This is a genomic window from Pirellulales bacterium (genome assembly GCA_035533075.1).
GTDB lineage: Bacteria > Planctomycetota > Planctomycetia > Pirellulales > JAICIG01 > DASSFG01.
This window is the reverse complement of record DATLUO010000063.1, coordinates 39,304-61,362: the sequence shown is the minus strand read 5'-3', so window position 1 is coordinate 61,362 and position 22,059 is coordinate 39,304. Positions and strand designations below refer to the sequence as shown.

At 63.0% G+C, this 22,059-nt stretch carries 17 protein-coding genes; 4 read left to right on the top strand and 13 right to left on the bottom strand.

Annotation, left to right across the window (positions count from 1 at the left end; translation table 11 throughout):
• Window positions 1-171: 171 nt before the first annotated feature.
• The 9 genes from VNH11_08160 to VNH11_08120 all read right to left on the bottom strand — a co-directional run bounded on the left by VNH11_08160 (window position 172) and on the right by VNH11_08120 (window position 14,111).
• Window positions 172-3,183, bottom strand: coding sequence for a carboxypeptidase regulatory-like domain-containing protein (locus VNH11_08160; GenBank protein HVA46332.1), 3,012 nt, complete (start codon window positions 3,181-3,183; stop codon window positions 172-174).
• Between the two features lie 907 nt (window positions 3,184-4,090).
• Complete coding sequence (locus VNH11_08155; protein ID HVA46331.1) at window positions 4,091-4,561, bottom strand: hypothetical protein; 471 nt, start codon at window positions 4,559-4,561, stop codon at window positions 4,091-4,093.
• Between the two features lie 345 nt (window positions 4,562-4,906).
• Window positions 4,907-5,932, bottom strand: a complete 1,026-nt coding sequence (locus tag VNH11_08150; GenBank protein ID HVA46330.1) for a hypothetical protein — start codon at window positions 5,930-5,932, stop codon at window positions 4,907-4,909.
• Window positions 5,929-7,164: a DUF1501 domain-containing protein gene (locus tag VNH11_08145; protein ID HVA46329.1), complete on the bottom strand. Its 1,236-nt coding sequence runs from the start codon at window positions 7,162-7,164 to the stop codon at window positions 5,929-5,931. Before VNH11_08145 ends, VNH11_08150 begins: the two co-directional genes overlap by 4 nt.
• Before the next feature lie 111 nt (window positions 7,165-7,275).
• Complete coding sequence (locus tag VNH11_08140; protein ID HVA46328.1) at window positions 7,276-8,877, bottom strand: DUF1549 domain-containing protein; 1,602 nt, start codon at window positions 8,875-8,877, stop codon at window positions 7,276-7,278.
• Between the two features lie 583 nt (window positions 8,878-9,460).
• Window positions 9,461-10,705: a hypothetical protein gene (locus VNH11_08135; protein ID HVA46327.1), complete on the bottom strand. Its 1,245-nt coding sequence runs from the start codon at window positions 10,703-10,705 to the stop codon at window positions 9,461-9,463.
• 12 nt (window positions 10,706-10,717) lie between these two features.
• On the bottom strand, window positions 10,718-13,078 hold the full coding sequence (locus VNH11_08130) for a beta-L-arabinofuranosidase domain-containing protein (protein ID HVA46326.1): 2,361 nt from the start codon (window positions 13,076-13,078) through the stop codon (window positions 10,718-10,720).
• 130 nt (window positions 13,079-13,208) lie between these two features.
• Complete coding sequence (locus VNH11_08125; GenBank protein HVA46325.1) at window positions 13,209-13,697, bottom strand: SRPBCC family protein; 489 nt, start codon at window positions 13,695-13,697, stop codon at window positions 13,209-13,211.
• Window positions 13,698-13,715: 18 nt separating this feature from the next.
• The gene (locus VNH11_08120; protein HVA46324.1) at window positions 13,716-14,111 is read right to left on the bottom strand and encodes a twin-arginine translocation signal domain-containing protein; all 396 of its coding nucleotides are present in this window, start codon (window positions 14,109-14,111) and stop codon (window positions 13,716-13,718) included.
• Window positions 14,112-14,297: 186 nt separating this feature from the next.
• Between VNH11_08120 and VNH11_08115 the strand changes: the two genes are divergently transcribed.
• Window positions 14,298-14,486, top strand: a complete 189-nt coding sequence (locus VNH11_08115; GenBank protein ID HVA46323.1) for a hypothetical protein — start codon at window positions 14,298-14,300, stop codon at window positions 14,484-14,486.
• A gap of 98 nt (window positions 14,487-14,584) precedes the next feature.
• Window positions 14,585-15,781 (top strand): enolase C-terminal domain-like protein, encoded by a 1,197-nt coding sequence (locus VNH11_08110; GenBank protein HVA46322.1) that lies wholly within the window; start codon window positions 14,585-14,587, stop codon window positions 15,779-15,781.
• A gap of 2 nt (window positions 15,782-15,783) precedes the next feature.
• On the opposite strand, the gene VNH11_08105 is transcribed toward VNH11_08110, so the two are convergent.
• The 3 genes from VNH11_08105 to VNH11_08095 form a co-directional block, all read right to left on the bottom strand.
• Window positions 15,784-16,962 (bottom strand): HRDC domain-containing protein, encoded by a 1,179-nt coding sequence (locus VNH11_08105; protein HVA46321.1) that lies wholly within the window; start codon window positions 16,960-16,962, stop codon window positions 15,784-15,786.
• Window positions 16,963-17,500: 538 nt separating this feature from the next.
• Window positions 17,501-17,659 (bottom strand): hypothetical protein, encoded by a 159-nt coding sequence (locus VNH11_08100; GenBank protein HVA46320.1) that lies wholly within the window; start codon window positions 17,657-17,659, stop codon window positions 17,501-17,503.
• Window positions 17,660-17,717: 58 nt separating this feature from the next.
• Window positions 17,718-18,299 carry a PD-(D/E)XK nuclease family transposase gene (locus VNH11_08095; GenBank protein HVA46319.1) on the bottom strand — a complete coding sequence of 194 codons (582 nt, stop codon included), beginning with the start codon at window positions 18,297-18,299 and terminating at the stop codon, window positions 17,718-17,720.
• Window positions 18,300-18,342: 43 nt separating this feature from the next.
• Here VNH11_08095 and VNH11_08090 point away from each other — a divergent pair, with 43 nt between their 5' ends.
• On the top strand, window positions 18,343-18,687 hold the full coding sequence (locus VNH11_08090) for a hypothetical protein (GenBank protein ID HVA46318.1): 345 nt from the start codon (window positions 18,343-18,345) through the stop codon (window positions 18,685-18,687).
• 188 nt (window positions 18,688-18,875) lie between these two features.
• Here the strand turns inward: VNH11_08090 and VNH11_08085 are convergent, their stop codons facing one another.
• Window positions 18,876-20,486: a sodium:proton antiporter gene (locus VNH11_08085; GenBank protein HVA46317.1), complete on the bottom strand. Its 1,611-nt coding sequence runs from the start codon at window positions 20,484-20,486 to the stop codon at window positions 18,876-18,878.
• Between the two features lie 121 nt (window positions 20,487-20,607).
• Here VNH11_08085 and sthA point away from each other — a divergent pair, with 121 nt between their 5' ends.
• A complete protein-coding gene (gene sthA, locus VNH11_08080; GenBank protein HVA46316.1) occupies window positions 20,608-22,035 on the top strand; it encodes a Si-specific NAD(P)(+) transhydrogenase in 1,428 nt (475 codons plus the stop codon).
• Window positions 22,036-22,059: the final 24 nt, after the last annotated feature.

Genomic DNA, 22,059 nt, shown 5'->3' with positions numbered 1-22,059 from the left:
GCGATTGCTGTTCCAAACGTGGACAAAATGACATTTCGTGATCTTATCCATCAATACTTGGAGTGTGCTAATGCGTACCCTTCTCGTTTGGACGCTGTGCCTCGCTGAAAAGTTCCGTCCGGCCTTGGCGTGTTTCTCGCGAAGATACACCGTCCGAATGAAGCCGACGGCCTATCGGAGCTCGTCGCTGAGGAGCTTTTCGGTTTCTTCCCACGTGTTGGACGAACCGATGAGCTTGCCATCCGGACCAATCAGGTAGTATGCCGGCACCGAACTGACCCCTAGCTGACGCATCATGTCTGAGTCGTCACCGAGGTAGTTCTGCGCCCAGCTCCACCCGTCATTTTGCGAGAGCGCTCTGGCGGCGGAAGCGTCTTTGTCGATGTTCAAACCGACGACCGTGAGTGAATCCGCGGCGTGTTGATCCACAGCCGCTTTCAATTCAGGCATTGCCGCCAGACACGGCTTGCACCAGCTTGCCCACACGTGAAACAGCACATGGCGACCATTCATGTCGTCGACCCGTCGCACGCGCCCCTCGGCATCGGTGAATTTGAAGGCCCGCATATCGGAGCCGATGCGCGGACCGGTGCGGCAGGGAACTTCGATATCTCCCAGCACGACTTCCCCGGCGTAAGCCTGGTCCTTGGTGATCGTTACCGGAATGACCTTCTCGCCGATCGTCTCGACGAGACAGCCCGACGGCTGTTCATAGAGTTGAATGAGAAGGTCGTATTCCCCGGGCCGAACGCCGACGATCCGCAGGCGGCCATCCTCGGCAAGTTTCACGAAGTAGTTTTCTCGCGTCGCCCGCCAGTCGTCAAAATCGGGCTGTCGCAGCCAACTTTCCTGTAAGGGACCAGAGGCATCGAAGCTCAGCGGCTCGGCGTCGCGTGGATAGTCGACCCCGCTCGTGCGGCTCACGAGGTAGTTGAGCGACCAGTTCTTGCTCAAAGTATCGTTGTTTCTGCCGGCAGCCACGACGCGTCCGGCGATCGTAGCGCCGCCGCCGCCCAACGTCGCTTCCTGGCGATCGCCCGGCTTCAAATCGAGGGGAACCGATTTGCTCGAAGTCAGCACGGAATCCCGCCACGGGCCGAGATAGGCGTGGACGGCGCCGCTCATGGGCGGTAAGCGGTCGAAATGGAAGTGTCCGTCCAGGTCGGTCTTGGCCGTAAATGAATCTTGGAAGCGGGCCTCCGTCAATGCGCGTTCTGCCAGTGGATGGAAATAGATCCATTCGTTCGGAACCGGTTTGTCGTCTTGCACGAGACGGCCCGACACGGATGCCCAAGGTTGTAAAGCGATGGTTCCGATCGGTTCATCGGGCTGGCGCAAGACTTCGGCAAATCCCGATTGATTGAAGACCCGAATGCGACTTGGTTCGAACGTGGCTGGCAGCTTGAATGTGTTGCTCCCCCGCACGTCGAAGCCGATGCCAAAGCTTGTATCAGCACCTTCGAGGCCAAACTGAGTTGCCACGGTCGGCGTTCCAACCGCCGCGGTGAACCCGTCCCCGGGTTCGCCGTTCGGATCCAGCACTGTGCCTTCGAGGGCCGTCGCCCTTTCCAGCTTGAAATCTTCTTCCAGCGGCGCATCGCCCACAGCAAGCGACTTCTGCCCCAGCACCGTCCGATACCCCTCGGCCTCGATCCTCACGCGATATCGGTTGCCCGTCTCCCCATAGCTGTCTATCTCGATCCTGTACCGGCCGTCCTTTCCCTCGGCGACACTTCCCGCCTGAAAATCGGTCGAGTAAAAGTCGGGCCGGAACGCCTTGACGGGGATGACCCGGAAGAGCTCGACTGGCTCGCCAGATGCCGCATCGACGACCTTCCCAAAGATCGTGATCGCGGAAGCGAGCTGGACGCGGTGCGGCTTGTCTTTCGCGACGAGGGTCACCTCTTTGACGTCATATCCTTGGGCGATGATGCGGTAGGCCACGGCATCGGCCGGCGCCCAGTCCCAGGTGTACACGCCGTCTTCGTCGGCGCTGCGCGGGATGCCCGAGTCGGGCACGTTCGAATGTTTGTGGTTGTAGATCGCTTCGGTTCCGCGCCACTCGCCAATTTGCACATAGGCTTTGGGGACCGGCTTACCGGATGCGTCTACAAGTTGGATCTTGATGGGATGGCCCGCATCGAGCTGGAAATCAAAATGCTCCTGCGACTGCTTCGCCTGAATCATCCGTCGTTCTGGAGCGAAACCAGGAGCCAATACGGTGAGGGGATACTTACCAGGCGCGAGCCGCTTGGTCTCGTAGTGGCCCGCTTCGTCGATTTGCGTCTCATTCACTCCCTGCGCCCAGTAGGGGCGGTCGTTCCAAATTACCAGCCCCTTCGTCACCGGCTTGCCGTCGGGGCCCGTGATCGTTCCCGAAAACGACACGCCGCGATCGAGTATCAGTTTCGCGGTGCCGGCGCGAAGCTGCTCGGTCGTGATTCCCTGTGCCTCTTGCAGCTCTCCCCAACGCGTATCGCCAGCGAATTCAGGATGGGTCACTTGCAGGCGAAATTCGTAGTCCGTGCCCTCTCTTTGCGCCGGCGCGTTCGTGATTTCCCAGCGGCCATCCTCCCCAGTGATGGCTGCGTCCTCCAGCCAACCGCTGATGATCGGTTTGGGATTGGCACCCCCAGAGCGCTCGTCGACTTCAACTTCGACTTGGACTCGGGCGTTGGCAATCGGCTTGCCGTCCAGGTCAACCACGAATCCGCTCAGGCGGTGGCCTGCCTGGAGCGTGAAATCGTACGCATCGGGAATCAGTCGACCTTCGTCGTGCGTTCCCTGTTCGAAGCCGATAACCTGGGGAACATAGCCGTCTCTAGAAGGCCAAATTCGCAAAATCAATAAGCGGCGCGGTATCTCGATCTCGGCCACACCCATTTCATTCGTCGTGTAATCTCGGTTGGGAAATCGATTCTTACCCCGTTCGATTTCCCACACGCTGGCATGCACGTTTACCCCGGACAGCGGCCGGCCCTGCTCATCCCGCACGCTAATCGCCATCTTCCGCAGCTCCCCCGAATCCTTCGTCGACGCTTCCGTTGCCACCTTCTTCTGCACCGGCCCCTGATCCTTTTCGTCGGCGCGCGAAGCCAGTTGCATCGTTCCCGCTAGCGCCAATACCACGATGGCCGCGGCGGATGTCTGAAGGCACTGACGTCGGTTTGCGGTGTAGGTCATTGCGACGACTCCTCGGCAGGATGGATGCAGGGACGGCGCCTCCTAGTATAGCGTTTTGGACGGCGAGATCATACAGCGGGCTTCTTCGGGTCGGCCTCGTGGCAGCGGGATGACCTCCGACGATGTCGTCGAGACGACGGTGTCCTTCACGTTCAAGCGGGTGAGGACTGCCGGCAGCAAGTCGCCGATCGGGCCGGCGCCTCGCCGCCGCTCGGCGTGCTGCGGCAAACTGCATTCGGTTTCATCGACCGAACGCAGTTCGGCGGGTGTGGTTAAGCTGACGGCAACGCGCAAACTTGTCGATTTTCGTGTCGGCCGTCAGCGATTTACAAGCGAGGCAAAAACGGGGTGGTGCGCAATTCCTGTTTGGCTGCGCGCTGGGCCTGAGAAACGGGGGCGGCTTTCCTTAGAGCTTGTGGGCGTATATGAGCCACACCAGAGGAAGCATCGCTACGGCGACCGCCGCCGCGAAGAGGACCGGTCTGCCCCTGAGAACGCCCCATGCACCGCCCCAGGCGGCGGCCGTGCCCACGATGAGGCAAGCACTCTGCCAAGCCCATCGTTGGTTGGCGCTCGACTGAAGGCAGGTGCAGCCAACAGCGACTAGCGCTAGGTGGGCTAGCAATCCCTTAACGCTGAACTGAAACTGTCGGCTCATGGCGTCATTATTGGGCCGGTGGCTGATGGCCCCAAGCAAAGAAGCTTCCGGCCGCGGTCAGTTGGACGAAGGCTGCTCATAGCGCAACAATGAGGCCGGCGCCGGCACGGACAGAGCGCGCAACCTCGATCTATTTCTCCTTCGGCGCAAGTCTCGCCAGGCCGAGCGTGGCCCAGGAGCTTGCAGCGCAGGTGATCGGCGTCAATAGTTTCGAGCTGCCGGGCGAACCGTCAGGGGTCGATCGAGAAATCATTGGCCAACTGCAAGCTCGAGCCAGGCGATCGCTCTCGACAGCGCCGCGCGCTGCGCTTCCGGCGCGCTTGGGCCCGTTTCCCCCTCGAGCGCCATGATGATCCAGGCGGCGTCGGTGGTCTGGCTTTCGTTGATCGGCGGCCGCCTGAGAGTGGCAAAGAATTCCCACGAACCATCTGGTTGCTGCTTCTTGACGATTTGCTCCGCGATCAGCTTCAGGCTTTGTTTCTGTCCCTCTTCCAGCGAGGGCAACGACCGTGCAGCCACGGCCAGGAACGGCAGCCCCATATTCAGCCCTCGACCCTGGGGGCGCGGGTCGGGCGGACCGGCCGGATCGGGAAAGATCTTTGAGGCCATCAACTTGTCTCTGCTGCCCAGCAGCGACTCGACCGTATCCGCCACGAATTTCTTGTCGATGGCGTACCCCTGCCGTTCGGCTTCGCTCAGCGCCCAAAGCGGCAGCGGCACGTGATGACAGGCGGCGCATTTGCGCGTGTTCAGCCACGCCGCACTTTCGGTTTGCAGATATCCAATGGCGTGCTCGACCGACTGCTGGACCTGCTGCCGCGTTGCCGAGGCAACCGAAGCCGGTTCGTTGGCCAGGGCCAGATGCACAAGGCAAAACGCCGAAATGAACAACGCGAACGAGAAGCTGCGAACCATGCATCGACCCACGACAAGAAACCTTGATCGGCGGCGGCAGCCCCGATTCTATACCACGACCGACTTCGTTGCCATCGTGCCGCCACCGCCTTTCCAAAGACTTGCAACATCTGGACCTCCGGGCCAATTCGAGCACTTCGCTGGAAGGGATTAGGCCGCTGGCTTGGGTGAAATATCGTAGAGCCGCAACGCACCATCGGAATGAGCAATCGCCAGTCGAAGGCCGTCGGGGTGCAACGCCAGGTCGCGCGCGTCGGCGGGAAGTTTGAAGGCAAAGAAGGGGTTCGGCTGGTCGAGCCTGAAGAACCACAGTGCCCCGCCATGCTGGCCCCCGGCCACCACCGCGATGAAGCCGGCCGGGTGAAAGGCCACCGACCAGGCCACGCCTTGGAAGTTGTCTTTCGGCCGCAATACCTGCTTGCGCTCACCGGTGACCCAATCGAAGAGCGCCACGGCCGCATTGCCGACGCCGGCAAAGGCGTTGGTGACTTCCGTCACGCCGGCGCAGGCCAGCCAGGCGCCGTCGCCGCTGAAGGCCATGCCGCGCGCCCCTCCAATATCGGCGTGAAAGCCCGCGTCGTATTTCCAGAGGACAGAACCGTCGAGCTGCCGCACCGCCGCGCCCGACGAGAGATCCCAATGCTTGACGACGCCCTTCAGGTCGCAGCTTGCGAGCTGTCCGCCGCCGGGGTGAAACGCGACGTTGTACACGTGGCTTTCATGGCCCGCCAGCTCGCGGAGCAACTTGCCGTCGGCCGCGTTCCACAGCCGCACGAAGCGGTCGTTGCCGCAGGTGGCGAACGTCGCGCCGTCAGGACTCGCCGCCACGGCGCGCAGCCAGCCTTGATGCGCGGCCACGCTATAAACGGGCGGGGCTGCGGCGTCTGCGGCCCACCGCCAGGCGCAGAGCCGCCCCGCGTAATCGCCGCTGGCCAACAAATCGCCGGCGGGCTGGAACGCCATGCCGCGCACCCAGCTCTCCTGTCCGGCAAATTCCAGCTTCTTATCGCCGTCGAGTTCCCAGCGCACCACGAGATTGTCTTGCGCGCCGGTGAAAGCAAAGCGTCCTGTCCGATCGATACGGCAGGCGAAGAGCGGCCGGTTGTGCTTGAATTCCTTGATCTGCCTGACCTGCGCCGGGTCGGGCACGGGCGGAGCGGGTTGTTCGTCGGTCATGCCAATAGCTCCTGAATCGCGTCGCCCGCCGGATCGCCGATCGGAATCGGCCGGTTCAGTCCCGGATAATTCGCCGTTGAATCGACGCCCAGCGCGCGCAGGTAAGTGTGAAACAAATTCCGGGCATCGACTTCGCGATCGACCACCGCCGTGCCGTTGTCGTTCGTCTTGCCGATGACCGCCCCCTTTTGCATGCCGCAGCCGGCCAGCGCCACCGACCAGGCCTTCGACCAGTGGTCGCGGCCGAAGAGATGGTTGATGTTTGGCGTGCGGCCAAACTCCGACATCACCACCACCAGCGTGCTGTCGAGCATGCCCCGCTGTGCCAGATCGTCGATCAGTGTCGCAAATGGGCGATCGAACTCACCAAGCTGCTCGATGTGAAAATCGAAGTTCTCGGAGTGCGAATCGTAGTTGGTGTGCGTCACCTTGACGCAGGTCAGCCCTTGCTCCAGGAGTCGGCGGGCCAAAAGGCAATGTCGGCCGAAATCGTGGCTGCCGTAACGCTCCTGGTCTTGCGGCGGCTCCTTGGTAACGTCGAAGACGTCTGCCCGCTCTACGAGCTGCCGCGCCTGTTCGTAGGAAGCGCTGTAGGCTTCCGTCTCGGCGGTACGGCGACGAGCGGTGAAACGCTGGTTGGCCTTGAGCCGCACGTCGTTGCGCTGCTGGTCCGCCGCGGGCGTGAGATCGCCCGGCCGCAGCAGATAGGCCGGCGGCTGTCCGTTGCCGATCGTGATCGACGCGAACTTCGGCCCCAGAAACGCGGCGTCGGCCTTGTTCACGCCGCCGCCGCCCGGCTGAATGTGGACGTAACCCGGTAGCGCCATGGTGGGCGGCGCGACGAGCCGCGAAACCACCGAGCCGAGCGCCGGATAACGCTGTGCCGGGCTATCGCGTCGGCCCGTCTCCATGAACACGGCGCCTTTGCCGTGGTCGTCTTCGGCCGTGTTCACACCGCGCACCAGGTTGAGGCGGTGCATCTGTTGGGCGGTTAAGGGCAGCAACTCGCTGATGTGAATGCCGGGCACACTGGTCGGGATTGCGCGAAACGGCCCTCCCGTATCGGTGTTCGGCTTGGGATCCCAAGATTCCAATTGGCTTACGCCGCCGGCCAGAAAGAAAATGAGCACACGCTTCTGCCGTGCGGCTAACTCTTCGGCGACGGCAGGCTGAATCAAGTTGCTCAGTCCCGATACGTGGGCCAGGCCGCCGCCGACCGTGGCGCCCATCATTCCGGCCAACAAGCTCCGCCGCGATAGGCGATGTTCAAGGGCTCCACAAGTTGCACCACGTTGCATACGACTTCCTTTCCTTCTTGGCTGCCATGTTCGAAACACGCGGAATCAATGGTTGAACCGGAACTCATCTGAAGCCAACAGTCCCCAGATCCATCCCTGAATGGCCGCGGGGCGGTCGTGCGCCCTGGCCTGCAAAAAGGTGGTCAACTCAACCACCTCTTCGGCCGCCGGCCGCCGAGAGAGCACGCACAAGTAGATATGCTCGGCGACGGCGGGCGCTTCGTTGATGCGATTCAGCCGGTCGGCCAGGTTGCCGGCTTGCGGTGCAATCCACGATCGCAGCACGCTTCCGTTGGAAAGGAAGAGCGTCTGCTCCAGAGTGGCTTGAAAGTCTTGTTCTGGCTGGGCCGCCGGTCCGGCAAAGATGCTTACGAACGGGGCAATGTTGCCGGCCAGCTTTTCGTCGAGCGCGGCTTCGTTCAGGGCCGGGCCTAGCGCCGCTCGCTGAACATCGGTGATGCCCGTGGCTTGCAGAGCGGCCAGGGCGAGTTGCTCGGCCGTGAGCGGCTTGAGTGGCGCCACGGCGAAGCTGTCGGGCGGCAGTGCTTCCACCCCCGGCGGCAACTCGCTCGACCGCTGGTAGGTTTCGCTTAATGCCAGCTCGCGCAAGAACGCTTTGATATCGAAGCCCATCGCCGCAATTCGCTCGCCCAACAAGTCGAGCAGGGCCGGGTGCGAGGGCGGATTGCCGGCATGGTGCATATCGAGCGGATGGACCAGGCCGCGGCCGATCATCAGCGCCCACAGCCGGTTGGCGATGTTGCGGCGAAAGGCGACGTTGTCGCCGCGCGGCAAGAGCACGGGCAACTGCGAACGCCGGCTGTATTGGGGCACGGGACGCACACCGTCGGCAGGCGCTACGGCATACTCCTGGCCTTTCTCGAATTGCGGCTCGTCGATTTCCTTTTCGCCTGGCAAGTGCGGCCGCGCCGGCTGATCGGCGGCGCCGTCCACAAACACCGACTTGAACGCCACGTCGCCCTCGGCCTTCTCGGCAAAGACGACCGCTTTGGGTTCGGTTTTGGGCGTGAAGACGAAGCTGCGATTGAAAAACGCCAGCAGTCCGTAATAGTCGGCCTGCAGGTAGTTCTCGACCAGCGGATGATCGTGGCACTGGGCACATTGCATATCGCGGCCCAGAAACAGGCGGCCTACATCGCGCGCGAGCAGATTCGGCTCGCCGTCGCGATCGAGGTAAAAACGGGCCGCCGGACGCAAATTCGCGTCGGCCCCGTCGGCCGCCACGATTTCTCGCACTAAAACGTCCCACGGCTTGTTGGCGGCAAACGAAGTGCGCAAGTATTCTTCCCACTGTGCCTGCGGAACGTGCTTGGCCGGGCGTCGTTCCATCAGCGTCACGTCAAACACGCGCTGCGTCTGCCGCGCGTATTCCGGGCTGTTCAACAAACGGTCGACGAGTTGCTGCCGCTTGACCGGCGACTTGTCGTCAAGAAAGGCTTGGGCCTGTCCCAACGTGGGGATGCTGCCGGTCAGGTCCAAATAGATGCGTCGCAAAAACTCGGCGTCGCTCGCTCGCGCAGCCGGCGCGATTCCCTTGGCCTGCAAGGCGACGCCGATCCGCTCATCGATGACCTCGTGCAACGGGGCGGTGGATGGAGGTGCTGCCGGCGAAAGCACTGTCGGCACTGATGCTGATGGGGTGGTGGCCGACGCGATGACAACCTCGTCGGCCGAGCAAGCCGGCGCAGAGATCAACAGGAGTGACGGCGCCACGAGCGCCGTCAACCATCGAACACCAGATTTTGCAAACAGGCAGGACTTCATTGCTGTTCGGCCCCTTTCGAGCAAGGTGGGATCTCGCAGGCGAGCCAGCTTCAGGCGGGAACTGCCGTAATTGTGCCAAATTGAGTTCGTCGAGGCAACCGCGTGCGATCAAGCAACAATCTGCTCCACCACGCGCGCCGGCTGGCCGTTGGTGAGGTGCTGCGATCAAAAGCTCCGCCGAATTCGATCAAGAAATCATCGGCCAACTGCCATCCGGCGTTTGCGTGGCGACCAGGAAGTCGATCCCGCGCTTGATTTCAGGCCGTTCGGCCGTATACCCGGCGAGCGACAAGACATATAAAGTCTGGCCGGTGGCACGATCCGCGGCCCGGGTTTCCCACGTCGAAGATGGCAAACGCGCCGTGGATTCCTTATTGGGGCCATCGCCACGCGTAGGCCGAATTCGGCTCGTCCAGGCGGCGAGACTACGTCGAATTTGCCCCGTTCATGGCTTGCTAATCCGCACGACCAAAGGCGACAACATCGACTGGGGACTGGTCGCCGCAGTCAAATGGGGCGGAAAGCCGACGAAGTGCAGCCAGAACCGGAATCGCTGGCTCGTAGGAAGACCGGCTCCGCCGGTGGCGAACCGACGCACGAGGCTCGTGTGGCCCTCGGCGGCGATCTCGATCGAATCATCGCCGTCCCTGCCGAATTGGTCGACCGCCAAGGCGAGGCAACGATGGCGGTCCATGATGTGCGCCCAACCTTCCGCATCGCCGCTTTGGGGCATGGGGGACCGGGTAACGAATGGTTCCAGCCGGTCTGGTGCGCCTCGAAGGACTTCCCAAGACTGCCGCCGGGGCGCCTTTGAATCCGGCGCCGCCATGCGCGCGTGCAGCTTGCCTGCCGTTGTTTTTTCCAGCGACAGGTAAACCAGCGAAGAAGCGCCGAAATCGATCAGGGTCGGCTCCTGGTCCGTCGGCGGACCGAGGTTTTGTGCTATCTCGGCGCGTGCCGACCGCACGGCGTGCCGCGGGTCGTCGATTTGCCAATCGACTTGCACCCAGCTCTTCGACACGGGAAAGGTGAGGTCCACCGTCGACTTCATTTCAGCAAAGGGCCCGGCGTTCGGTGTGAATTCGTACCGAACCGCGACCGCCAACGGGCCGGAGCGAATGACCCGCTGCGAAACCGTTTCGTCGCGCATTTCACAAAGCACGCCGTTCGCGCCTTCGATCTCCAGGCGAACTCCTTCCGGGCGCAGGTGCCGCAACTCGCCGGCATCGACCGATTTCAGCAGGCCGAGCAGATCGCGCCCGACGGTCCAGGTGAGATGCGCACCGTTGCGAATGACGAAGCCGTCCGGTGTTTGTTTGAGTTCCAGACCGCGCGGTTCCGCATCGGCCGCCACGTCCGGGCCATATTCAAGGGTCAGGGTGCGGACTTCGTTGGGCATCAGGCTCACGTTGAAGTCGAGCCACCACAGGGCGGCGCCGCCGGGCGTTTGTTCCCGCCGGAATTGGGCCGGCACCCGTTTATCGCCGTCGCACAAGCGAAAACGCGCGCTGGCTGGGTCCAAGGGAAGCTCCGGCAGGGTCAGGGCAATCGGATAGCCAAATCGTCGAATGCCGGCCGTCTCGCCTACTTCGAGCTGGAGCGCCTCGACCGCGACGCTTTGACCGGTCAGTCCAAGCGCCAGCCATCCGAAAACTGCCAGCGGCGTAAGTAGCCCGATACGTGGTCTCATAGTAGGCATTCGTCACGGCACCTGCCACTCCAATATCCCGCCCGAAAAGCCGGGCCGCAGTTTGGCTTCGAGCTTGATCGTCCGCGTCGTGACGGGCAGGAACTCGACGCGATTGAATTCGTCGAGCGCCGTCGAGTATGCCCGCCCCGCGCGCAGCTCGACCGGCTTCCAGTCGTGGCCGTCGAGCCACAGCAGCCGCCAACTTTCGGGCACGCGACATTCGCCGCGGCCGGTGTCGTCGAACCAGTAGACGGCCACCGTGTCGAGAGTGCGCGGCCGATCGAACCGGTAGGCGACCCATTCCGTCGTGCCTCGATGATTCCACCACGTCATGCGCGGCAAACCGTGGTCGCCCGATGAGCCGGGCAGCGTGCCGTCGGCCAACGCCGCCAGCGTATCGTTCGGCCAGCAGTGCGAGGCCGACACGCGAATGCCGCGCACCAGCTCGCCGCTCTCGCCTGGAATCTCCGCCAGTCCGGGCGACTCGGGCAGCCAAACCAACATTTGGCCCGGCGCCCGGTTGTCCCAAGCGTAGTAAGGCACCGCCTGAAACTTGACTTCTTGCGTGCGCAACGGCCGCGCGTCGGCGGCCGCTGGGGCCGAATCCTCCCCGTCGTCGGCAACCGCTCGCAGACCTTCGCCGCGGACGACCACGACTCCGCCGAGCAAGTCGCGCTCGAAGGTGGCGTCCAGCTTCGCTTGGCGGGGCAAAACGAAGTTGCGCACCTGGCCGTCGTTGTCGACGCCCTCCAGACAGTAGACGACCGGCCCGCGTTGGATGGCGACGCGCCCCACGTCGGCCTTGACGAGCGGAGCGGCGTAGACGCGTTCGACCGGCATCTCCAGCGAAAGCGTCACCACGTCGCCCGGCTGCCAGGTTCGGCTCAATGTCACGTAGCCGCGCTCGGCCTGGACGTCGACCGCCCTCGCGTTGACGTCGACCGTGGCCCGATGGCACCAGCCGGGCACGCGCAGCTTGAAGTCGAAGGCCGCCGCTTTTTCAGGCGCCAGCGTGAGCTTCACCTCGCCGTCCCACGGATACCGGGTCTCCTCGCGCACCTTTACCGTGCCAGCGGCCAACTCCACCACGGCCTCGTTGCCGAAATAGAGCACGGTCCACAGCTCGTCGCCGCGAGTGGCAAACGCCCGTTCGCCCATGCCCGGAATGTAGCGCACGACGTTCGTCGGGCAGCACGAGCAATCGAACCACGGCACGCGGTGATGGTTTCCTGTGCTTCCCAGCGGGTTGACGTAAAAGAAGCGATCGCCGGACAGCGACACGCCCGACAGCAGCCCGTTGTAGACTTCTCGCTCCAGCACGTCGGCGTATTTGCCGTCGCCGGTCATCAAGAACAGACGATGGTTCCAGAGGGCCATGCCGATCGCCGCGCACGTCTCGGCGTAGGCGGAATCGTTGGGCAGGTCATAGGGGACCGTAAACCCTTCGTTGTGGGCCGAGGGGCCGATGCCGCCGGTGACGTACATCTTGCGTTCGACGACATCTTGCCAGATGCTTTCGAGGCTGGCGAGCAGTTCGCGGTCGCCGGTAGCGGCGGCCACGTCGGCCATGGCGGCATAGAGGTACATGGCCCGCACCGCATGGCCGGCCACTTCGGTTTGTTGGCGCAGCGGCTTGTCGTCCTGGGCGTACTGGCCGAACAACCGGCGCAAGTCGCCGCGGCCCCGCACGTCGAGAAAGTATCGCGCCTGCCGCAGGTATTTCCGCTCGCCGGCGGCGCGCCACAGCTTGACCAGCGCCAGCTCGACTTCTTCGTGCCCCGATGTATCGCACTTTCGCCCGTCGCCGAACGTGCGGCAAATCTCATCGGCGAACTTTAGGGCAACTTCGAGCAGCTTGCTCTTGCCGGTGGCCTGCTTGTAGGCGACGGCGGCTTCGATCAAGTGCCCGGCACAGTAAAGCTCGTGCCCATACTGGATGTTCTGCCACCGCGCTTGCGGCTCGACCAGCGTGTAATACGTGTTCAGATAACCGTCGGGCTGCTGGGCGGCGGCAATCTGTTCGATAATGGCGTCGGTCCGCTCTTCGAGTTGGGCATCGCGCGTTGTCGAAAGCGAGTAGGCGATTCCCTCGATCATCTTGTAGACATCGGAATCGTTGAAGAGCGCTCCTTCGTGCTTGCCTGGCGCGAGCTTGCCCGCGACGGCGAAGTTCTTGATGCGGCCGGTGATCTCGCACTGCCGGAGGTTGGCCTCGATCGTAGCCGTGCGGTTCGTTTCGACTTTGGGCGACCAAAACGAGTCGTCGATCCGCACCTGCTCAAACGCAACCGGGGCGAGCGGCTCGGCTGCCGCGCAGGCGACAACGCGTTGAGCGAGCAGAACGAGCAACAGGGCGATGGCTCGATTTTTCATGGTTTCGCGGTCCATTCAGCAAGCGGATCTGGAACATCCATTGAAAGAGAGGTTTCCGCCTTCCGCAAGGCCTGGCTGCCGCGAATGCCAGGTAAAGGCATTGGCCACCGCGGCGCCTGCCGCTCGACCATCAACCGCCGCCAAACTGCCGTTGGAGCTGCTGCTGGCGAAACTCGAAGATCCGCAGGACGTCGCGACGGACCAACAGCGAGTGAATAAGCCATCCTCCCGGGACGGCGTAGTCCACAATGTCGCGGCAGAGCGTAGCGCCGTCGGCTTCTTCGAACAGATGCTCGTGATGCCAGCGACGATATGGGCCGCGGATTTGCTCGTCGACAAAACGCAGCGGCGGATCCCATACGGTGATGCGGCTTTGCCAACGAAGCGGCAAGCCGTGAACCCGCAGCCGATAATCGATGAGCGTGCCGGCGCGAATTTGGATTGGCGCCGGAGCATGCACGGAGAATCGTAGCCAGGGAGGCGTGATGGTCTCGAGCTGATTCGCGTCGGAGAAGAAAACAAACAGCTCCTCGCGATTGACGCGCAGCAGTTGGCGGGCTTCCAGGCGGAATCCTTGGCCCTGCGGCGAAGGCACGATTTGAATGGCGTTCTGATTCATTGCGGTCACGAGCATCGCCTACGACCGGCTTTCCGGCGGTTTGCCGTCGATCCAGTGATCGGGCGTGGCGATGCAGTCGGCGTCGAGGTCTTTTTCCGCCAGCAAGTCGCGGTAGTCAACGTGCGAGGTCGGAACGACGCCGGTCTTTTCCTTGATGAACTCGACGAAGCGGTCGCGATGGACGGAGTAGACGTCGGCCACCGAGACGAGATCGAGGTTGCGGCCCCGCTCGCGGAGTTTGGCCAGCGTCTTGGTGAGCGTGTTGAAGCCTCGGTTGCCGGCGCCGATCACGCCGATGCGCAGCCGGGCATTTGCGTCGTTGGCGCTGGCCGACTTGGGCCGGGCAAGCAGCGTCGCGGCCGCCCCCGTCGCGCTGGCCGCGATGAAGTTTCGTCGAGTGAGATCGTCGTTCATGGCTTTCTCCTGGATCGTTAGTGCTTTGTCAGTCGTCCATTGTAGGGCGTTCTCGCCGTCGCGGTTAGTGCCCGTAATGCTTGCCTGGACCGCCCGCGTTACCGTCGTGCAGTTCTGCCCAAAAGGCGAGTGCTTCAATTTGCCGATGCTGTAATTTGCGAATGAGCACTTGCCAAGCAGGAGCAAATGATGACCCAGCAGAACTCCCAAACCGTCGCCCAGGCCCCGTCTTCCACACCGCTTCACTTTTGCCATCCTGGCCAGCTCTCGAAAGAACAGATGTCCGCCATTAAAGAATTCGTCGAACAGGTTGGCGGTGTCGATAACGCGCGCCAAGCACTCGCGGCGTTGCTGAAGCTGGAGCAGGCCGCGTAGCGTCTTATGTGAGCCGCCCGCCCCAGGGCCGACGTTCCCGGACACTCTTTTGCGATATTGCCGCAAAGACGATAGACTGGCGCTGCAGGAAACCAGCCATGTATCGACGTAACTTTCTCTCCGCGATCTCTGCGGCATTGTTTGCGGGAACGCTTCAAGGCGCTGAACCTCCCAGCGACACCAGAGTCACGCGGGTTGTCGGCTTCAACGTGATCAGCCGTCGCAATAAGCTGGCGGGCAAGAACGCCCGGCTCGATGTTCACGGCGACCGCGGCCACGATCGCATGCTGCGGATTTACACCAACCTCGGCCTGGAAGGCATCGGCAACTGTGCGATCTCGAAAGAGGCGGCAGCGGGATTGCTGGGCAAGAATCCGTTCGATTTCTACCAGCCGGCTGTGCGGCGCGTCGTGGGGCCGTTCGGCGCCGGCACCATGCCGCTTTGGGATCTTGCCGGTAAGCTCTTGAAAAAGCCGGCCTACGAATTGCTCGGCGGCGACGGTGCGCAAAAAGTCCCCGCCTACGATGGCTCGATCTATTTTGCCGATCTGCTACCTCAGTACGGCGATCGCTGGGCCGACCGGTTTCGTGAAGAGATCGACATGGGGCTGACGCTCGGCCACCGGGCCTTCAAGATCAAAATCGGCCGCGGCTTCAAGTGGATGCCGCGGGTTGAGGGAGACCGCCGCGACCTGGAGGTCGTCAAGCTCATTCGCAAGCACGCCGGTCCCGACGTGCTGCTCGGCGTTGACGCCAATAACGGCTATGACCTGGCCGGCGCCAAGCGGCTGCTCGACGAACTGGGCGACGAGAAGCTGGCCTTCGTCGAAGAACTGTTCCCCGAAATCGTAGAGCAATGCCTGGAGCTTAAATCGTTTATCCGCCAGCGAGGCTGGGACACGCTCGTCGCCGATGGGGAAACGCAGCACGAGTTGGCCGCCTACGAGCCGTTCATGGAAGCCGGCGCCGTCGACGTCTTCCAGGGCGACATGAACCATTTCGGCGTGGATGGCATTTTGGCGGAAGCCGCGATGGGTAAACCGCACGGCGGTCGCATCGCTCCGCACAATTGGGGCTCGCTGGTCGGCTTCTACATGGAGTTGCACGTCGGCCGGGCCGTGAGCAACTTTTATCGTGCCGAGCACGATCCGCTCGCCAGCGACGTGATTGTTGCGGACGGCTACCAGATCAAGGACGGCATGGTCGGCGTTCCCGATTCGGCCGGCTTCGGGCTGACTATCGACGAGGCCGCCTTCGCCAGCGCAGCCGAAATCCGATTTGACGTGAGGGTGTGAGGCTACTCCCGCTCGAAGGCCAGCGGCTGCTCGGCGCGCGGATCGCGAATGCGAATTGATACTTTGCCGGCAATCAGGTCGTCCAAGAGCTTGCCCACCACTTCCGCCCGCCAACCGCGCATCAAGACCGGCGGCTCCCCGTCCGTCCCCTCGTATTCGCCAAGTTGATAGGCCACCAGGTCGCGCACGTCGTTGGCGCCGCCGACCAGGCTCGGCGCCACCTCGGCCGCCCGGCAGATGCTGCTCAAGGCCGACGACAAGAACTGCCCCAGCATCGTAAGCTGCGAGCTTGACTCGCGGCGCGGGGGTACACGCAGCGACTCGTCGGGCGCCTGCAGGGCCTTGTCGATCGCCTGGCACAGGCTGGGCAACAACCGCTGCAAGTCGCCGCGCTCCATGCCGCGCACCGCCCGAACTTGCTTGGGGTCGGCACTGCGGCGCTTGGCCAACTCGACGATCAGATCGTCGCGCAACACGCGCCGCACCGGGCAATCGCGCCGGGCGGCCTCGCGATCGCGCCACAGCCAAAGCTCGCGGACGATCGCCTGGCTGCGGCCCGACAGGCCCGAGCTGCCCGAAACTTTCCGCCAGCGATCGCGGCGGCGCGAGTCATCGACTTCCTGCAGGAACGCGGCCATCTCGGTCTCGAACCAGGGTACGCGGCCCAGCTCCGTAAGCCGCGCGTGAAGCTTGTCGCGTAACGGGGCCAGGTGGCGAACGTCTTCCAAGGCATAGTCGATCTGCCGCTCCGAGAGCGGTCGCCGCCGCCAATCCGTGCGCGTTTCACCCTTGCGCGGCGTGCCGCCCAGCAGCTTCGAGATCAGGTTGCCGTAACCCGCCGGATATTCCATGCCGATGAAGCCGGCGGCCAACTGCACGTCGAACGGTGCGGCGGGCGGACGCCCCACCGCCGCCAGGCTGAAGGAAATCTCTTCCCGACCCGCGTGAACGATCGTCTCATGCCCGGCCGCGGCCAGCACTTCCCAGAAGGGCTTGAGGTCGTCGATGGCCAGCGCGTCGATGACCGCCAATTCGCCGCCGGCCGCCACCTGAATCAGGCACAGGTTCGGCCGATACGTGTGCTCCGACACGAACTCCGTGTCGAAGGCGATCGACGGGCACCGGGCCAGCCGCTCGCAGAGCGAGGCCAATTGGCTTTCTGTCGTGATGAGGGGTGTCATTCAGGTTTACGGGTGGTGGCTGGGGGCAAAGCTTGGCCGTAGGCAGCTTCGAGCTGCGCGGAAGGCGATGCGGCCAAGCGGTGCCCCGGTTGAGCGCACCGGGTCATCGCCTGGCCGCAACGCTGACGCGCGTTTCTGGATCTTACCGGCCAGACTCTGCCCCAGCCACCGCTGTTCATCTCTCGCCGAAACCAAAACCTGCCGATCCGCTCGACGCGGAGGAGCCTCCGCTAAGCCAGGCGGGCGGCGCGCTTGCGGGCGCCGGCCCACTGGTTTAAGGCGTCAGGTTTGAGGCGGCCGTCTCGCCCTCGCTCCAGGCCGCGCGGCGGCAGGGTCCGAACAGGGTCCGACGGAGCGTCCGCAGGGCCTCGGCCTGCGCGGCAGGCGACACGTTTGTCGCGTCCAACGTTCAAGAGCTGGTGCGACTTCGGTTGCACGTCCGTCAGTAGGGCGTGGAGATCCTGCAGCACCTTGAGCGCGTGCCGCACGCCGGGCGGTGCGTGCCTTAACAAAAGCGACACGCGCGTGTCGCTTTTGTTTAGGCGCCGTAGCGGACGCGGGTGCGGCGTCGCCCCGCGTGATCGACGTAAGTGCTTTTACTGCTTAGGGTTGCCTCGATGGCATCCGACCATCGTCCCCAATTGCAGAGCTCGCGGGCCTTGACCAGGGCCTCGCCCGACACCGACCAGGCCGCCATGCACGACCGCCTGATGCGCTACGGCTGCGCCAAACGCGGATAGACCGGCAAGCGTGATTTAATCGTGGTTGTCCAGCAGATCGTTTTGCAGCCGCGTCCAGATGGTTTCTAACTCGTCGCAAGAGAGGGTCTGCAATTCTTCCAGTGGCAGAACATGCTGCCCCAGCGACTTTTGCAGTGCTGGAATGACTGTTCGCAGTGCCTCCGTGCGTCCCTCCGCGCGTCCCTCCGCGCGTCCCTGCTCGCGCCCCTTCGCTGCGGCAGTTTCGGCAACTTGTTGAGCGGCTCGTTCAACGGTTTGTTCAAACCACGCCTTGTCGCGCCGCTCTTGCAGCCGGGCTTCATAGAGCTCACGTTCCGGATCGATACGCGAAATCATAAACAGGTCTCCTAATGCCCAGCGGAGCTCCGGCACGTCCAAGGTAACGGGCACGGTCTCCGCATCGAGGTATTCGCCATTCCGCAAGAAATAGAGCCAGCGGTCGAGCGGCGTCGCCAGCTCATCAATTCCTTTCTTGAACTTCGGTAATTCCAGGATATGCAGGGCCAGTTGATCCGTAAAGAGCGTCTGACGGCGGCGCTCGCGCAGCTCGAAGGTCGAGTGATAGTCCGGCAGCTCGGAAAAGCGGGGTATCGACAAAGCAAACCGCGATCGTCGGCCGCAGCTCCCGCCAGTTTTCGCCTTGGTGCAATTGTTCCTGATAAAGTGCCGCCCAATAGAAGAGCGCCCGCTGCCGGAACGCATCGGCGGCCAGCATTTGCATCTCGACCAAGAACTGGCGACCACTTTCGTCACGGGCCTTGATATCGACGATGCAAGTTTTGGCGCTTTCGAAGGCCTTTGCATTGAAGGGGTTGAGCAACTCCAGGCCGACAATGCCTTCGCCGGCGGCCGGCTCCAACACGGCATTCAGCAGGCTGACGAGCGCCGGCTTGCTCTCTTCGCGGCCAAAGACGTGCTTGAATGCGTAATCGACCTTGGGATCCGTCTGCGTTTTCATGGAAAGATGTGGATCGCGGTTCGTTGACGAAGTCGGACCCAGCTTAGCGACGGACGCGGCGAGCATGTGACACGGGAGCGGCGAGATCACTTGAAGCGGACGCTTCCAGCCAACGAGCGGCGGGAACTGCTCAAGGATCTGCGGCTTACACCGGCCTGAATGCACCGGGTTTTGCGGGAACTCGCCGAGGAGCCCGCATGAAGCTCGGCTTCCTTTTATCGGAAGAACAACAACGTCGTCACGACAAACAACGGAATCAGCACCAAGGCGCTGTAAATCATATAACCAAAAAAACTCGGCATCCGCACGCCCGACTTCTCGGCAATCGTCTTGACCATGAAGTTCGGACCGTTGCCGATATACGTGTTGGCGCCCATGAACACGGCGCCCAGGCTGATGGCGGCCAGCAAGGCGTCGGGAATGCCCACGCCGCCGGCCGTCTGGATGCCGTCGGCGTGCAGCGCTCGGGCCGTCTCGAAAAACACGAGGTACGTCGGCGCATTGTCGAGCACCGACGACAGCGCGCCGGTCGTCCAGAAAAACTTGGGGGCCGTGTTGACGCCCAGTTCCGGCCCCTTCACGTGCAGAATCTGCAAGGCGGGCTGCATGCAGATAAAAATGCCCACGAACAGGGCCGCCACTTCCACGATCGCGCCGTAGTTGAATTTGTTGCCGTGCCGCACCGACGCCGGACCGAACGCCAGCGACAGGCCGACCAGCGACAGCAGCATGATCTCGCGCAGGTAGAGCCAAGGATGCCAGTCGGTGCCGAGCAGCGATTTCGTCGGATCGAGCAAGGCCACCGCCAACACAACCAGGCCCAACAACGGAAGGTTCGGCCACAGCCCGCCGAAGTGCAGACGGTGGACGCGGGTCTCGTCGCGCACAACGTCGGGAGGAGTTTCGCGCGGATAGCAGCGCCAACGGTCCCAGGTGAAATAGACGGCCAGCAAGGCGCCGTTGATGAACAGCCATTCTTTCCAGAGCGACGCCGTCCACAGGAACGGCACGCCTTGCAAGTAGCCCAGAAAGAGCGGCGGATCGCCCAACGGAAGCAGGCAGCCGCCGCAATTGCAAACCACGAAGATGAAAAACACCACGGTATGGCTGACGTAAGTCCGCTCGCGGTTGGTCTCCAGCAAGGGACGCACCAGCAGCATCGCCGCGCCGGTCGTGCCGATGAAACTGGCCAACAAGCCGCCCACGCATATAAAGGCGGTGTTAGTGATGGGATGAGCCGGCAGGTTGCCCTCGATGCGGATGCCGCCGGCGATCGTGTAGAGACTGAACAGCAGCACGATGAACGGCAGGAAATCCTGAAAGATGGCATTGGCGACCACCGCCGCCGGAAGCTTGAACGAAAACGGCCCGTCGGCCCGCTCGATCAGGCCTTGCCCCAGAAAATGACACTCGATTGCGTCGGCGTGAACGAATCCGTAATAAAGCAGCGTGACCAGCCCCAGGCCGCCCGCCACGATGAATTTGTTGCGATTGCTCTCCCACCAGTGTTCGGAAGCGCGGATCAGCGGCAGCAAGGCAATCGCACCCAGCAGCAACGCGAACGGCGCGACCATCCAATAGGCGGGCGGCGGGCACATCGGCACGGCTGTGGGCAGGCTGGCCCGCTGGGCGACTTGGCCGCCCTTGTGATGGTCTCCTGCGACGAATTCGTCCGACGCCTCGGCATGCTCGGCCTCGAGGATCAGTTCGGTGCCGTGCTGCGGCCAGCCGGCCCGCGCGGTCAGCAGATACACCAGCACGACGGCCACAATCGCCGCCAGCACGCCCCGTTGCGAAGCGGCGCCTTCAATTGCATGTTCCGACATGGAGGAATTCGACCTTAATATGCTCGAAGCTTCAACCGCACGTTTGGTGAAATCGAATGGTGCTAATGTAGTTTTATATCGCGCTCGGGCCTTTTGAAACACGATCGGTGGGGATTGAGCAATCGGCCGCAATCGGTCAAAACAGGAAGTCATGGAGAGCCAACATTTCGACGTGGTTGTGATCGGCACGGGGCCGGGCGGCGAGGGCGCCGCCATGCAGGCCGCCAAACAGGGGAAAAAGGTGGCCGTCGTGGAGCGCTACGCCAAAATCGGCGGCGGCTGCACGCACTGGGCCACCATTCCCAGCAAGGCCCTGCGGCACGCCATCTTTCAGATGACGAGCATCGTCAACAACAAGCTCTTCCGCGACGCCGGCATCTCCGTCTCCTTCTCGTTTCCCGAACTACAGCGGACAGCCGGCTCGGTGATCGAGCGGCAGGTCGAGATGCGGCTGGGATTCTACGAGCGGAACAGCGTGCCGGTGTTCCACGGTCACGCCCGATTTCGCGGGCCGCACACGGTCGAAGTGCTCGACCAATTCGGTGGGTGCCGCGAGCTGGAGGCCGGCGCCGTGGTGATCGCCACCGGCACGCGGCCCTATCGCCCGCCCGACATCGACTTCAAGCACCCGCGCGTGTTCGACAGCGATACGATCTTGAGCCTCGGCGATACGCCGCGGTCGATCACCATCTACGGCGCGGGCATCGTGGGGTGCGAATATGCCTCGATGTTCCGCAACCTCGAAGTCAAGGTGAACCTGGTCAACACGCGCGACAAGCTGCTGGAGTTCCTGGACGACGAGATCATCGACGCCCTCAGCTATCATCTGCGCGACCGGGGCGTCATTCTTCGTCACCGCGAGACGTACACGCACGTGGAGCTGCTCGACGACGGCACCGTGCTGCACTTGAAGAGCGGCAAGCAGCTCAAGACCGACATTTTGTTGTGGGCCGCGGGCCGCACCGGCAACTCCGACGACATGGGCCTGGAAGCGATCGGCATTCAGCCCAACCAGCGCGGCCAGCTCGACGTGAACGAGCACTTCCAGACCGCGCTGCCGCACATTTACGCCGTGGGCGACGTCGCCGGACCGCCGGCGCTGGCCAGCGCGGCCTACGTGCAGGGACGCTACGCCGCCCAGCACCTGATCTGCGGGCACGGCGACCGGGCCCTCGTGCGCGACATTCCCACCGGCATTTATACCACGCCCGAAATCAGCTCGCTGGGCAAGACCGAGCGCGAGCTGACGGCGGCCGGAGTGCCCTACGAAGTCGGCCAGGCGATGTTCAAGAGCCTGGCCCGCGCCCAGATCACCGGCCAGACCGTGGGCATGCTGAAGCTGCTGTTTCACCGAGAAACGCTGGAGCTGCTGGGCATCCATTGTTTCGGTGCCAACGCCTCGGAGATCATCCACATCGGCCAGGCGATCATGTCGCAGCCGGGCAAGCAGAACACGCTGCTCTATTTCATCAACACCACGTTCAACTATCCGACCATGGCCGAGGCATACCGCGTGGCGGCGTTGAACGGGTACAACCGGCTGTTTTAGTTGGACGATCCGGCGCGACTGTAG

Bases quoted from the DNA above. Each gene is read 5' to 3' on its own strand.
- VNH11_08105 (HVA46321.1), bottom strand. From the start codon at position 16,962: ATGACACCCCTCATCACGACAGAAAGCCAATTGGCCTCGCTCTGCGAG.
- VNH11_08125 (HVA46325.1), bottom strand. From the start codon at position 13,697: ATGAATCAGAACGCCATTCAAATCGTGCCTTCGCCGCAGGGCCAAGGA.
- VNH11_08130 (HVA46326.1), bottom strand. From the start codon at position 13,078: ATGAAAAATCGAGCCATCGCCCTGTTGCTCGTTCTGCTCGCTCAACGC.
- VNH11_08145 (HVA46329.1), bottom strand. From the start codon at position 7,164: ATGATGGGCGCCACGGTCGGCGGCGGCCTGGCCCACGTATCGGGACTG.
- VNH11_08110 (HVA46322.1), top strand. From the start codon at position 14,585: ATGTATCGACGTAACTTTCTCTCCGCGATCTCTGCGGCATTGTTTGCG.
- VNH11_08135 (HVA46327.1), bottom strand. From the start codon at position 10,705: ATGAGACCACGTATCGGGCTACTTACGCCGCTGGCAGTTTTCGGATGG.
- VNH11_08100 (HVA46320.1), bottom strand. From the start codon at position 17,659: ATGGCGGCCTGGTCGGTGTCGGGCGAGGCCCTGGTCAAGGCCCGCGAG.
- VNH11_08115 (HVA46323.1), top strand. From the start codon at position 14,298: ATGATGACCCAGCAGAACTCCCAAACCGTCGCCCAGGCCCCGTCTTCC.
- VNH11_08120 (HVA46324.1), bottom strand. From the start codon at position 14,111: ATGAACGACGATCTCACTCGACGAAACTTCATCGCGGCCAGCGCGACG.
- VNH11_08150 (HVA46330.1), bottom strand. From the start codon at position 5,932: ATGACCGACGAACAACCCGCTCCGCCCGTGCCCGACCCGGCGCAGGTC.
- VNH11_08160 (HVA46332.1), bottom strand. From the start codon at position 3,183: ATGACCTACACCGCAAACCGACGTCAGTGCCTTCAGACATCCGCCGCG.
- VNH11_08085 (HVA46317.1), bottom strand. From the start codon at position 20,486: ATGTCGGAACATGCAATTGAAGGCGCCGCTTCGCAACGGGGCGTGCTG.